Source organism: Virgibacillus sp. L01, assembly GCF_052246775.1.
Lineage (GTDB): Bacteria > Bacillota > Bacilli > Bacillales > Amphibacillaceae > Lentibacillus.
Map to the genome: position 1 here is coordinate 1 of NZ_JBQQCP010000012.1, position 12,937 is coordinate 12,937.

The following is a 12,937-nucleotide window of genomic DNA, read 5'->3' on the forward strand; positions in this document are numbered from 1 at the left end:
AACAGTTTTGTTGACGGGATCTAGTCCCACGGGTGCGACGTTCTACCCCGACTACCGTAATAATAAGACCATATAAAAAAAGGTCAACCAGAAAAATCTGGATAACCTTATATTACGAACGGGTGCAATAGTTGAATAAGCAGACTGACGTAAAGTCGGTCTTTTCTTTTGTTTTTTTGTTCAGAAATCATCAATTACGAATTGGAATATTGTGTTAATATTAAATATATAGATATTGAACTAACGCAGCAGGTTACTTGAAGAAGGAATCCAAATAATCGGTATCGAATTTTATATTATAAATTTCATAAGGAGATAACAAACGATGAAGTTCAATACCGTTCACATTGATAGATTATTTATATAATGTACGAAAGGCTGGAATAAATCATGGCAAAAAAAGAAGCACCGAAAATTCAAACAGAACGATTGATTTTACGTCCGAGATCGGAAAAAGATATTCCCAATATGCTTAAAATGTTTAACAATGATGAAGTAAGAGAATTTCTTGGAAGTAATCCCCCTCGTGATGAACACTCAATGTTAGAAATGGTTAGGAACCGTAATGAAACAAAATGGACTGTCGCATTAAAAGATACTGATGAATTCATCGGTGATGTAATGATTCCAGAAATAGCAGAAGGTTATCTTGGCGAAATTGGTTATCGCTTCATGAGGGAGCATTGGGGATGCTGTTTTGCGTATGAAGCGGTTTCCGCGGTCATTGAGCATTGTAAAAGCACATTAAACCTTAAACGCCTATTTGCTACTATAGATAATAAAAATATGAAGTCAAAAAGGTTAATTGAAAAACTCGGATTTACTTTGGTAGCGGTGTTGCCTGAATCGAATTTACTCGGCAGAGTTACCGATGTAGCTTACTATTCTCGTATAGTATAAGCATCCTTACGCTCTCCTGAGAAAAATGAACAAACAGGTGAGTGTTTAAATGGGGGATATTTTTGGTCAAGCGATATGATTTTAGTGAAGAGGATTAGGCGGGAAGATATTGAAAGAGTGATTAAACAACTAATAATAGATGGTGAATTTGAAAGAGTATTTAGTCGTTGTGAATAATAGGCTTATTCCACTAACGGGTGCGATTGTTCAAGAAGAGCAATCGCTTTTCCACTAACGACGCAGTTTAGTGGAATAATAGGATATCAAAATAGAGATAAAGGATTGGTAAAATGGCGATTGTTATAGGGTATGGAATTGCATTTATAGGTGTGCTTGTAGCTTATCAGCTAAGCGTAGGTAAACCAAAAAATAAAAAATATAAGGTATCGGGCATCGCTCTTATGGTACCAATTTCACCAGCTTTATCTTTTGCGATAGGGTTAACCTATGCAGTCATTGTAGAAAGTGGTTGGGCAGCATTGATAATGTGGTATATTTTCCCCTTTATTTTCATAATCGGACTCGTTATGTTATTGGTTGGTATTTTCAAGAAAGAAGAAACAGAAATAGTTTGAGTAGTTAAACTAACGGGTGTTTTAGCTGAACAAGGAGTTGTCGACTTGGCAGCTCCTATTGCTTATTGAAGCAACGCAGCAGGTTTGTTCAAGAAGAGTCAGTATATTTTTAGGGGGGGAAGCATTGGTTACTCTAACGTTAATGAATTCTGGGGAATTTCAAATATATCTTAAATCAGCGGTAGGAAGTTATGCTAAAGAAAAAGTTTTATCTAATAATTGGAATGAAGAAGAGTCTATTAGTAAGGCGAGAGAGGAATATGAAAAACTTTTGCCCAAAGGTGAGACCACTGAAAATAATTTCTTATATTCTATTCTAAATGAAGGTCAAACAATTGGAGCAGTATGGCTTGAACAAAAGAATAACGAGAACGGATTTATCCGTGATATTAGGATTTCAGAAAAATATCAGGGACTTGGGTATGGTAAGGAAGCAATGAATCAAATTGAAATGATGGGTAAAAAATTGGGTTTAAGGAAAATAGGAGTTTCTCATATAGACCTCTTGCTACTTTGTTATGACCAAAAACGTGAAGTCGTTTAATAAGGAATTGCACCCTTGTTCAACTAAACTAGCTAATAGTTTGTCAACATTTTTCTATAAAATCCTAAAAAATTATATGATATACTAAAATTGGACATGCCAAATAACCTTCCGTTATCATTATTCTGGAAGGTTTTGGGTTATTTAGTTAGATATAGTTTTTAATCTATATCTTGGAAAGTCGTTTTGTTTTTTAGTAAGGCATAAATCCAATGTAAGAGCTTATTTACGCAAGCAATAACTGCTACTCTGAAAGGTTTGCCTTCACTACGTTTTTTATCGTAAAACTCTCTCATTCTCTTATTTCGAGGGAGTATTTCATTACTAGTTTTCTTTTTCCGTTTATCACGTATGGCACAACGCACAGCTAGAAACAGGGCATGTCGTAGACGGCTAGAGCCCCTTTTAGTAATGCGGTTAATGCTGGCTGTGAACCTACCTGATTCAAAAATGCTAGGATCAACTCCTGCAAAAGCTACAAGCTTTTTTGGATGATTAAATCGATCTATTTCCCCAATTTCAGAAATGATCGTGGCAGCGATCTTCTCTCCAATACCAGGGATAGATTTGATGATATTATACTCTTCAATTTCTTTAGCCAGGGTATCTATCTCTGATTCCAACTTTGATAGATGCTCTTTAAATTGAAGAAGCATATCTATATACATATCCATGCTTAACAGATGACTCTGATACAACGTCTTTTTAAATGGGTTTCGTGATGCTGCTTCTTTTAACTTTTGAGCCTTTTCATAAGCCCATTTTTCAGAACGAGTTGTACATAAAACAGCTATACGATTTGCTAGTTTATCCTCACTAGTTTCCAAGATATCTTCGGATGCCTTATATTCTTTGAGAATACGTAATGAAACATATGAATATAGCTCTCCAAAGACACCTCTATATTCAGGAAATACTTGTTCCAATACAGCTTGAAACTGTAGTTTTGTATTAATGAAATTCCCAGTAATATTCTCATGTTGCCGTGTTAGATTACGAAGGTTTAAGAGTTGAACTCCACGTTTTTTATAAGGCTCTAAATCTTCCTTATAATAAAGCTCGCAAAGATGGTAAGCATCTACAGCATCTGTCTTAACCTTACGTAAACTAGAACTTTTTGCTCTATGTGAGATCAATGGGTTCACTATAATTAACAAATAATTATGATCCTCCAAAAATTGAACAACGGAAGCATGATAATGCCCTGTGGATTCCAAAATAATTGCTGGATTCTGTCCTGTAGTTTCCTTTAAGTGCTTTAAAAACTCCTGAAGTAACGCTAACCCTTCATTGGTGTGTTCTACTTTAAAACTCTTACGATATGGCTTTTTCTTGTCCCAAAATGCTTGGACCTGACTTTCCCCTTTAGAAATATCCAGACCAACGACTGGATCCATTCAAAATCTCCTCCTCTTAATAAATTGCTGGTGCCCCTAATCCTTCTTGTAATATCATAGCTTCGCTTGTTAAACGGGATCCAAAGGTCCCAACCAGCCTCAATCATGTTTTTACAAGTAGGGGGTGAACTGTTTAGTTGACGGGATCAATGTCCCACGAGCAGAGACGTTCTACCCCAGCTACTGTTATAATAAAACCATATAAAAAATGGTCAACCAGAAAAATCTGGTTAACCTTATATTACGAACGCAGCAGAAAAGTTTAATAAGGACATATGGTTTTTAGGGGAGGAATAAAAATGAAATACATTAATGAAAGTATCGAAGGGTACAAGGGAAAGAAAATACCTTATACTTTATACGGCAAAAGTGAAAACTCACAGGATTTAGTGATATTACTTCCAGGTGCAGGTTATACGGTTAACAGTCCAGTTTTTCACTATTCTACTGGTATATTTTTTAATAAATATAAAGATATCTTAGAAGTTAATTATCCTTATAATGATGGGTTTTACAACAATTTCACTCGCAATGAATTATATGAAGCGGTTAAAAGTGATTCAAAATTAGTCATAGATAAGGTACTAAACACTAACTCGTATACGAATTTTTATATTGTTGGTAAATCAATAGGGACAATTGCAATGAGTTCTGAATTGAAAAGAATTTGTTTCAGAGATGCTAAAACTATTTGGTTAACACCTATATTAGATTTAGATGAAGTTTTCACATCTATGGTAGATAGTAAAAATAAAGGTTTGTGCTTTATTGGTGATAAAGACCGTTTCTATACAGAGGAAAGGTTTAATAAAATAAGAACAAACAAAAATATTATTTCTAAATTAATTCCTGAGGTTAATCATAGTCTCGACTACGACGAAGACATAACTAATTCAATAGATGTTTTAAAAGGTATAGTAGCCGATATAGAAAAATTTTAAATTACCTTTTACTTAATTACTTATGAAAAGCTGTACTTAAATTAAACTGGTGCTTTACTTGAAATAGGGTTTGCACCCTTATTCAATTAGCGATGTGTTTTGCGGAGAGAGTTATAATAAAGGGGGAAGAACTTTGAATACTTTTATCACATCCGGATTAGTTATATCAATAGTTATTGTTGTACTCTTGATCTTTTTAGTAATATGGGCTATTAAAAAGATCAAACGGTGACCTCTCTTTATTTTAAAAGGTGACACTTGTCTTAATCGTATGTAATAGTCGTGAGGAGGAATTTAAAAACATACTTTTTTATTGCCCTAACTGGTGCTTGAGTTTAACAAGACGATCAGAATTGATCGTCTTTATTCTTTTATTAAACAATTGAGTTTTAGGAATATTATGTTAATATAATTATGTCAGAATTGAAATCCAAATAAATATTCAGTTCAGATGAGGAGATAATTGTGTGAAGAGAAAATTGAAAGTTTTGAGTTTAATCTTAATAATTACTGTAATTGTATTGCTTATAAGTGGAGTTGTTTATGAATTAATAAGCTATCATAACGTAGAAAAAAATTATCCACCAGATGGATTAATGGTAACGGTTGGAGATAGGGAAATTCACATCAATGTTAAAGGAGAAAAGTCTGATTTACCACCTGTTGTAATTGAAACAGGAACTGGAAATTGGTCGTATGATTGGTCTCAATTCCAGGATAAACTGTCAGAGCACACGCAGGTCATTACTTATGATCGAGCTGGTTATGGGTGGAGTGATCCCCCAAGTAATGGATTTAGTCTTGAATCTACTATTTCAGACCTTGACCAAATTTTAGGTTATGCTGAAATTGAAACACCTATCATTCTGATCGGACATTCCGTCGGGGGTGTGTATGCCCGTCATTTTTCTGATAAATATCCAGAAAAAGTAGCTGGATTAATTCTAGTTGATTCTCGAAATGAATTCTTTAGAGAAGCAGCTCCTAAATTTAATAAAAAGTTCTTTGACGCAGAAGATCAATCGTCTAATAGATTGTTATCTCATGTAGGAGTTATTAGGTTAGTTGCAGAAAATACATTGAAAGGAATGCCAGATTTTATTTCAAAAGAAAAACATGTACAGGTTCAGTATGATGCACCATTTTTTAAAGTGTTGGACGAGGAAATTGAACAAATTTCTATGAGTGTTAAAAAACTAAATAATTTAAAGCCACTTGAAGATAAACCATTAATGATTATCACCCCCAAAAATATTGACGCTGGTGCTAAAGCTTTTGGTTTTTCGGAGGCGCAATCAGAAATAATTAATCAAAAATGGATGGAAAGTCAGCAAAAACTAACAGATCTTTCAACAGACAGTGAATTAATCACTATACAGAATAGCAGCCATGCAGTCATGTATGATCAGCCCCAAAAATTATTGAATGCTGTTTTGAGTATGGGGAAAAGTTTAGTTGAACAATAATTTAAGTAAAATTAACTGTTCAACTAACGGGTGCGTTAGTTGAAGATCATATTTGCAATTTATCTCGATATTCAGCAATCGGGCGCGTTTCCTTAATAACGCGTCTTTTTTTTGAACCATAACATTGAGTAGTTGGTAAACCTCTAACCGTGTATTACTGTTAAAATAAATTTATAAGAGGGATAGGAGGAAGAGAGTAGTGAAAAAAATATCTATGTTATTTTTAGTCTTTATGTTTTTAGTAGGGTGTGGAGGAAGCAAAGAAAAGTTTGAATTCCTTGGGAATTCCATGCTACCAACTATTAAACATAAACAAACAGTAGTGGTTGATTTGAATTATTATCAAAAAAATGGAATCAAAAGAGGGGATTTGGTTGTATTTAATTTATCAGAAGCAAAGCATCACATAAGAAGAGTTGTTGGTTTACCAAATGAAACTTTACATATAAAAGAAGGTAAGATATATAAATGAAAAAGTAGTAGATAGCAAATTTGTTTTTTCTGATATTGATGCAATGGGAAACGAAGATCTTGAAGAAGGTATTAAGTTAAAAGATAATGAATATTTTTTGATTGGGGATAATGCATCTATTAGCAAGGACAGTAGAGTGATAGGCCCAGTTGATAGATTAAGTATAAAAGGAAAAGTTGTAGAAATAAAGTAAGTAAAAATACGCAGGTAAGAGAATTTAACTTTTGAATTTAAGTTTGGAGTGAGTAACTCGAAATCAAATCTTCAAGTATTGGGCGCGTTACTACAAGAAGGGAACGCACCTTTCTTATTGAAGTAACGGCAGTTTTATTGAACGACTGCATCATTTTTTTATGATTTTTTCAAAATTGAGTGAGAGGGAGAGGTTATGGCTTCATATCAAATAAAGAAATTAAAACCCGAAGGTTATAATAGGTGCAGTAATATTTGGGATATGGAAAAGAAACCGAAAATGGCTAAGATGTTTTATGACGAATTAGCAAGCGGAAACAGAATTACTTTTATTTATTTAGAAAATAACGAGTTTATAGGAGAAGGTTCGTTGGTTTTTCAAAACAACGACCCAGACTATACTATTCCAGATAAACGAATTTATCTTTCCCGTATGATTGTTAAAGAAGAATATCGAAATCGTGGAATAGGTGGCATTATTGTTGATTATTTGATTGATTATGCTAAACAACTTGGATATGAGGAAATAACACTTGGTGTAGATACTGATAACAAAAACGCAAGCCATCTATATGAAAAGAAGGGTTTTACAACCATATTATATCTTGGCGTAGATGAATACGGTGAATATGTGAAGCTCCTAAAGAAAATTAAATAGATTTCCCGTAAAGTTTGGTGAATGTGTTAGAGTCTTCTTCCACTAAAGGACGCTTTAGCTGAACAAGGAGTTGTCGACTTGGCAGCTCCTATTGCTTATTGAAGTAACGCAGCAGGTTTGTTGAAGAAGAAAAGGGGGAGTTTCGGATAGAATTAAAAGTATATAAAAATTATATTTGGGTGTATTTCATAACATTTTATGCCCAATGGTGTGTCAGAGAATTATGGTTAGTTCAATATTTAGATTTGATGAATTCTGTTCCAAGAGCTATAACATTAGCCATTATTAAAATAATCATTTGGGTCATTCCCGTTATATTACTAGTTAAAAATTTGGAAAAAAGTAATCCGTTTTCCTACTTAGGATTACGTCACAACTTTAGAAAAGGCTTAAAATGGACAGGTTGGGTATCCCTAGTCCTCACATCCTATTTTGTAATTATAAATCTCATCGTTTTAAAAAATAATATCGATTTTCAAATAGGCTTCAACGAATGGCTCAATACTATTCTATTAGTTGGTATAACTGAGGAAATTGTCTTTAGGGGTTTTTTATTAAGAAAACTTATGGATTCTTTTAGATTTTGGATAGCAAATACAATTACAGCTTTACTCTTTGTATCGATTCATTTTCCTATTTGGATCTATAAAGGTCTGTTTGAATTTCCTTTTATTCTAAGTTCCTTAATAACAGCTTTTGTATTAGGGATTATATTTGGATTTGTATATAAGAAAAGTAATTCTCTTTGGTCAGTAATTATTATTCATTCTTTGTATAATTTGTTAGTGTCACTCTTCTACTAACGGGTGCTTTACTTGAATAAGAAATTGCATCCTTGTTGAATTAAAACAGCAGAATGTAAGGTGGGTATCAGAATTTTATGGTGGAATCTTAAAATTTTTTGAAGGTGGTGTTCTTGTGAAGAAAATTATTACGATTTTATTTTTCGTAGGAATAATTGGTGTATTAGGTTATGCGTATATACCAGGTATTATAGATGAAAACCAATCTAGAAATGCTGCTCAAGGTGTTTTAGATAATTTAATAGAGCAGGACTATGAAAAAGCGTTTGAAAGTGTTTACTTTTATGATAGAGCTTCTGATTTAGAACCAACAATATCTTATGAAGATGCGAAAAATTTATGGGTTCAACGTGTAAAAGCTTTAGAAGAAAGTGGAACTTATGTTGTAGATTATAAAAATTTAAATGTTGAGTTAGATGATACCTATCCAGTAGGAACGGTTGATTTAGTTATAGTAGAGAATGGTGAAGAAAAAATCAAAGAGAATGTTGGTTTGTGGTTTGCCCATGGGGAAGGTAGTTGGAGATTAGGAAATTTTAATTATCATTATGCTGGCAAAGAAGAATGGGAAAATGCTTTAAGTGGTCATTTTAGCAATAGCAGCAAGGAACAAGACTATATTTCAGAGGATAAGGCTTTAGAAATTACAAAAGAGATGAATATGAATAATAGTGAAGATGTGGAATGGACAATTGAATTTAATGAGAATGCAGAGATAGAACCTGAAAAAACAACTGCGGCATGGATTGTAGAAGCTGTCTACACAGCAGGAAATAAAACAGTATATTACATTGATGCAATCTCGGGTGAACCTTCGAGAGTTGGGGAGATTGAAGCACCTTAGTCGGTATTCTTATTACACTAATGGGTGCTTATTTTGAATAAGAAGAACGTTACTTAGGTTGAGCAACGGATTAAACTTTTATTCATTTATTAGTAAATCTGCTTTTTCCATTATTATAGGTTTTGTTTTGTTCGGTTTTATATTTTTTTGGTTTGCAAAGAAAGACAAATGATTTATCAGTCACGTGTTTTGAGATTTCTGTTGAGCTAACGGGTGCGTATCTACAACAAGCAGATATGCCTTTTTAATTAACGGACAGTTTAAAGTAAATGGGAAATTTTAATTTGTGTTAGGAGAGATTTGGTTTTGATAAAGATTATTACATCATTGTTAGGGCTATCGATTCTTTTGTTGGTTGGGTGCACTAATGAAGAGATAGCTAACCATCTTGTATTTGAAGGGAAGAGTGAACATTGGTATCCAAAGTTGGAGATTAAACAATCCAAAGACGAAAATGACTTTGGTGAATACAATTACAGCTTAAGCATGAGAACTGAATATATTGTATATTGGTGACGACGCTGAAGAATTAGAAAGGACCAAAGATTTAGGTATTAAATGGCATATTGAAAGTGAGGATGATGTAGAGGATTATGGTGGTACATATCTGATTTCCAAAGTTGGATTGGCAATGCTCCTGGAGGTAGTTTGACGGAAACGAATGCTAGTGAATTTTACACTCCAGAAGATGCAGAAATTAGAATAGTTATTAAATGGGGAAACGAAGAAGAAGTTATTCCATTAGAAAATACGACAATTGAATATAATAAATAAAGTGTTTGTTAAGCTAAAGGGTGCAATAGTTGAATAAGCAGACTGACGTAAAGTCGGTCTTTTCTTTTGTTTTTTTGTTCAGAAATCATCAATTACGAATTGGAATATTGTGTTAATATTAAATATGTAGATATTGAACTAACGCAGCAGTTTTGTTTAATAAAGGAGGGATTTGTGATAATAGTCAATCAAGAGGAATTTTATATTCGTAATTTACATTATATTATAAGGTCTGCAAAAGAAAATGACGCGAAAAATTTGTCTGAAGTAAGATTGCAGATAGATGGCGAAACCGAAAATATGGATAGAGAAAGAGGCGAAGCATACATAGATGAATCTGGTTTTAAACAAATAATTAGGGATGATACCGAAAGTGTAAATAACCTATTTTTAGTTGTTGAAGTTAATGAAAAAATTGTAGGATTTTCAAGGAGTGAAGGTAATAAATTGAAAAGAACTTCTCATAAGGTAGAATTTGGGGTCTGTGTATTAAAAGAATACTGGGGACACGGTATAGGAAAAAATCTGTTAAAAGAATCCATTCATTGGGCAGATTCAAATGAAATTATGAAAATAACTTTGAATGTACTTGAAACCAATGATAAAGCTATAACGCTGTATAAAAAATATGGTTTTGTGGTGGAAGGGATATTTAAAAATGACAAAGTTTTATCTGACGGGAATTACTATAACACCGTATTGATGGGAAGGTTTATCAAAGTGTAAAAAAAGCTACTTCTACAAAGTTATTAAACTAACGGGTGCAATTGTTTAATAAGGGATCGTCGATTTTGTCGATCCTATTTTCATAACAAGAATTATTAGAATTTTATGTTAAAGTGAATATGTGAACAAATATACTTAAATTACCTGGCAGATTAGTGTAAGAAGAGATAATTCTAAATAAGTAAACTTGGGTAAGGAGATACAATAAATGAAGAAGCGAAAGGTCGGAATTTTACTGTTTGACTATGTAGATGTTTTAGATTTTGCTGGTCCCGCTGAGGTTTTATCATTAACTGCAAATAACAAAGCCGTGCAAGCATTAACCCTTTATAAAAAGCATTTATTACCAACGAGACCATTTGAAGTATTTACTCTTTCAGAAACAGGAATGGAAATAAAAACTCATTCAGGGATAAAAGTAGAACCTGATTTTAGCATCGATGATAGCCCTGAGTTAGATATTTTAATAGTCCCAGGTGGACCTTTAAGAGCGGTACAATCTATGGCTAAAAACCAAAAGATAATAGATTGGATTATTAAGCATAAAAGTATTGAATATATATGTTCTGTTTGTACTGGAGCATACATATTAGGGGGAACTGGCTTGTTAGATGGAAAGAAAGCAACCACCCACCATTTAGCGTTGAAATTGCTACAAGAGAAGTATCCTGAGATTCAAGCTTTATCCGATAGAAAAGTTGTACAAGATGGCAACATCATATCTTCTGGTGGAGTTTCTTCAGGAATAAATATGGCACTATATATTATTGAGCAAATTGTGGGAGAATCTACTGCAGAAAGAACTGCTAAAACTATTGAATTTACATTATAAATTTTCACTAACTGGGGATTTAGTACAACAATAGTAGCAGGATAGTTGAAGAGCGTTGTTTAACTTGTGTTCAACAATCGGTCCATATCGAGAATACTTTGTTGGTGATAAGAAAACAGAATGAGTGACGCAAGGAATAAATTTTATTTACACTTTACTACGGGGGTACATATGAAAACTCACTATTATTTAGGTTGGTTTAACAATTTTTTTCCAGAGAATCTGAACCGAGTGTTACAGGGGGATATAACTGATAGAAAATCGCTTGCTATGATTAGCTCGAATCCATCTATTTATGACGATGATGGTACTACTGAACGCTCGTGGCTTGACCAGGCTGGCATTATGTTTAAACAGGCTTGAAAGGCAACTACATAAATAATTTATCGCTTCGATATGTTGTACTTAGGACAAAAGAACATCAAGAAATCCGAATACAATATGTCTTCTTTGGAACTGTATCTAAAAATTCTACTTTAATTGAAAGTGATGAAGGGTCTTTAGAATGGGTCAAATTTAAAGATATTGCAAACCAAGATGTTTCAGCGACTACAAAAGAAATAGTTAAACATTACAACGGTATAGGTGATTCTACTGGAGAGATGTTTGTAGGTTCGATGAAATCTTTAAAAGGAGAACCAACAATTACTTGGGGATTATTAAAGGATTGGGAAGTACCCTTGTTGAACTAACGGGTGCAATTGTTGAAGAAGCAGTAAGCATTCTTATTAAACTAAATGGTTGAAGAGTTGAAGAAAATTAAATTTTATTCGACTTATTCATTTGCTATTAGAGGGGGACAACAATGGGGTTTATAATAACTTTCTTTAGTATTTGGTTGTGTAGCTTTTTAATTGCCAGGTCATTTAGCTTATTTGGTGGTAAATGGAGTCCCTTTGGTAAAACTTATTGGAAAAATGATTTAGTTATTTGTTTAGCCCAAGCTCTGGTTATTACTCTTATATTTGTATTTTTCTTTTCTTTTAATTAAAAGATTTCCATTGTGCTAACTGGTGCTTTCCTTTAATAAGGAATTGCACTCTTGTTCAACTATAGTGAGCAGGTTAATTTAATAACTGAAATGAGGGAATTAGACTGCTAAAGAGAAAATATGGCGACCATAAAGGATGGAATCGTGTTATAAAAAAGAACTATTCACAGTCATTTTTTAATTCCAATGACTTTTATGGATTTGCAACTTTAATCCATTTAATTGAAGTGACTGAGCCACTATCAAAAAGATATAGGCAGAAGGAAGTTTGTATTGTTGCTAACGGCTATATGTGGCTTCATCAATACCCTTTAGAAGCCCACCACACAGTCACAACTATGTTCAATGCAAACGGTGAAATTGTTCAATGGTATATAGATATTTGCCTTCAAAACGGAATGGGAAATGGCGTACCTTGGATGGATGACCTATTTTTAGATATTGTAGTCCTACCATCAGGGGAAATCATACATCTTGATGCTGATGAACTTCAGAATGCTTTTATAAGTGGTGTGATTACAAGATATCAATACAACTTAGCTTGGAATGAAGCAAGTAAGGTAACTGAACTAATTAAAAATGGTGAATTTGATTTATTGAAACTAGCAAACAAACATAAAAAGATGTTATTTGAAAAACTTCAATAAATTATTGCGCTAACGGGTGCTTTCCTTGAATAAGAAATTTCGCTCCTTGTTCAGCTATAGACGCAGAAGAGTTGAAGAATGTTAATTTATTAAATATTGAAACAAAAAGAGGAGTCTTTTCGTATTTACAAGTAGTCAAATAGGTTAAAGGGGGAGCTTTAAATTAAAAGGTTTT

17 protein-coding genes and 2 pseudogenes are annotated in these 12,937 nt (G+C 33.2%); 18 read left to right on the forward strand and 1 reads right to left on the reverse strand.

From position 1 onward, the window contains the following. Positions 1-390 precede the first annotated feature (390 nt). From ACTWQM_RS17550 to ACTWQM_RS17560, 3 genes are all read left to right on the forward strand, one after another. Positions 391-900, forward strand: a complete 510-nt coding sequence (locus tag ACTWQM_RS17550) for a GNAT family N-acetyltransferase (RefSeq protein WP_443259460.1) — start codon at positions 391-393, stop codon at positions 898-900. Between the two features lie 290 nt (positions 901-1,190). Continuing rightward, the gene (locus ACTWQM_RS17555) at positions 1,191-1,475 is read left to right on the forward strand and encodes a hypothetical protein (protein ID WP_443259461.1); all 285 of its coding nucleotides are present in this window, start codon (positions 1,191-1,193) and stop codon (positions 1,473-1,475) included. 58 nt (positions 1,476-1,533) lie between these two features. Further along, a complete protein-coding gene (locus tag ACTWQM_RS17560) occupies positions 1,534-2,019 on the forward strand; it encodes a GNAT family N-acetyltransferase (RefSeq protein WP_443259462.1) in 486 nt (161 codons plus the stop codon). A gap of 161 nt (positions 2,020-2,180) precedes the next feature. Here ACTWQM_RS17560 and ACTWQM_RS17565 read toward each other — a convergent pair whose 3' ends face one another. Further along, the gene (locus ACTWQM_RS17565) at positions 2,181-3,416 is read right to left on the reverse strand and encodes an IS110 family transposase (protein ID WP_443259463.1); all 1,236 of its coding nucleotides are present in this window, start codon (positions 3,414-3,416) and stop codon (positions 2,181-2,183) included. 299 nt (positions 3,417-3,715) lie between these two features. Here ACTWQM_RS17565 and ACTWQM_RS17570 point away from each other — a divergent pair, with 299 nt between their 5' ends. From ACTWQM_RS17570 to ACTWQM_RS17640, 15 genes and pseudogenes are all read left to right on the forward strand, one after another. Beyond that, positions 3,716-4,357, forward strand: coding sequence for an alpha/beta hydrolase (locus tag ACTWQM_RS17570; protein WP_443259464.1), 642 nt, complete (start codon positions 3,716-3,718; stop codon positions 4,355-4,357). A gap of 467 nt (positions 4,358-4,824) precedes the next feature. Further along, entirely contained in the window at positions 4,825-5,823 is a 999-nt protein-coding gene (locus ACTWQM_RS17575) for an alpha/beta fold hydrolase (RefSeq protein WP_443259465.1), read from the forward strand. Positions 5,824-6,037: 214 nt separating this feature from the next. Further along, positions 6,038-6,488, forward strand: a pseudogene (gene lepB, locus ACTWQM_RS17580) (signal peptidase I). Positions 6,489-6,683: 195 nt separating this feature from the next. Further along, positions 6,684-7,145: a GNAT family N-acetyltransferase gene (locus tag ACTWQM_RS17585; protein WP_443259466.1), complete on the forward strand. Its 462-nt coding sequence runs from the start codon at positions 6,684-6,686 to the stop codon at positions 7,143-7,145. 248 nt (positions 7,146-7,393) lie between these two features. Then, on the forward strand, positions 7,394-7,948 hold the full coding sequence (locus ACTWQM_RS17590; RefSeq protein ID WP_443259467.1) for a lysostaphin resistance A-like protein: 555 nt from the start codon (positions 7,394-7,396) through the stop codon (positions 7,946-7,948). 115 nt (positions 7,949-8,063) lie between these two features. Further along, positions 8,064-8,792 carry a hypothetical protein gene (locus tag ACTWQM_RS17595; RefSeq protein ID WP_443259468.1) on the forward strand — a complete coding sequence of 243 codons (729 nt, stop codon included), beginning with the start codon at positions 8,064-8,066 and terminating at the stop codon, positions 8,790-8,792. A 306-nt stretch (positions 8,793-9,098) separates the two neighbouring features. Then, positions 9,099-9,308, forward strand: coding sequence for a hypothetical protein (locus tag ACTWQM_RS17600; protein ID WP_443259469.1), 210 nt, complete (start codon positions 9,099-9,101; stop codon positions 9,306-9,308). Next, on the forward strand, positions 9,295-9,444 hold the full coding sequence (locus ACTWQM_RS17605; protein WP_443259470.1) for a hypothetical protein: 150 nt from the start codon (positions 9,295-9,297) through the stop codon (positions 9,442-9,444). The genes ACTWQM_RS17600 and ACTWQM_RS17605 overlap by 14 nt, the downstream gene beginning before the upstream one ends. After that, positions 9,441-9,566: a hypothetical protein gene (locus ACTWQM_RS17610; RefSeq protein ID WP_443259471.1), complete on the forward strand. Its 126-nt coding sequence runs from the start codon at positions 9,441-9,443 to the stop codon at positions 9,564-9,566. Before ACTWQM_RS17605 ends, ACTWQM_RS17610 begins: the two co-directional genes overlap by 4 nt. Before the next feature lie 177 nt (positions 9,567-9,743). Then, entirely contained in the window at positions 9,744-10,292 is a 549-nt protein-coding gene (locus ACTWQM_RS17615; RefSeq protein ID WP_443259575.1) for a GNAT family N-acetyltransferase, read from the forward strand. 208 nt (positions 10,293-10,500) lie between these two features. Then, positions 10,501-11,124 carry a DJ-1/PfpI family protein gene (locus ACTWQM_RS17620; protein WP_443259472.1) on the forward strand — a complete coding sequence of 208 codons (624 nt, stop codon included), beginning with the start codon at positions 10,501-10,503 and terminating at the stop codon, positions 11,122-11,124. A 171-nt stretch (positions 11,125-11,295) separates the two neighbouring features. Continuing rightward, a pseudogene (locus tag ACTWQM_RS17625) lies at positions 11,296-11,481 on the forward strand (cyanophycinase); the annotation flags it as partial. Positions 11,482-11,483: 2 nt separating this feature from the next. Further along, positions 11,484-11,816, forward strand: a complete 333-nt coding sequence (locus ACTWQM_RS17630) for a hypothetical protein (protein ID WP_443259473.1) — start codon at positions 11,484-11,486, stop codon at positions 11,814-11,816. 113 nt (positions 11,817-11,929) lie between these two features. Beyond that, positions 11,930-12,115, forward strand: a complete 186-nt coding sequence (locus ACTWQM_RS17635; RefSeq protein ID WP_443259474.1) for a hypothetical protein — start codon at positions 11,930-11,932, stop codon at positions 12,113-12,115. A gap of 227 nt (positions 12,116-12,342) precedes the next feature. Beyond that, complete coding sequence (locus ACTWQM_RS17640; RefSeq protein WP_443259475.1) at positions 12,343-12,762, forward strand: DUF402 domain-containing protein; 420 nt, start codon at positions 12,343-12,345, stop codon at positions 12,760-12,762. Positions 12,763-12,937: the final 175 nt, after the last annotated feature.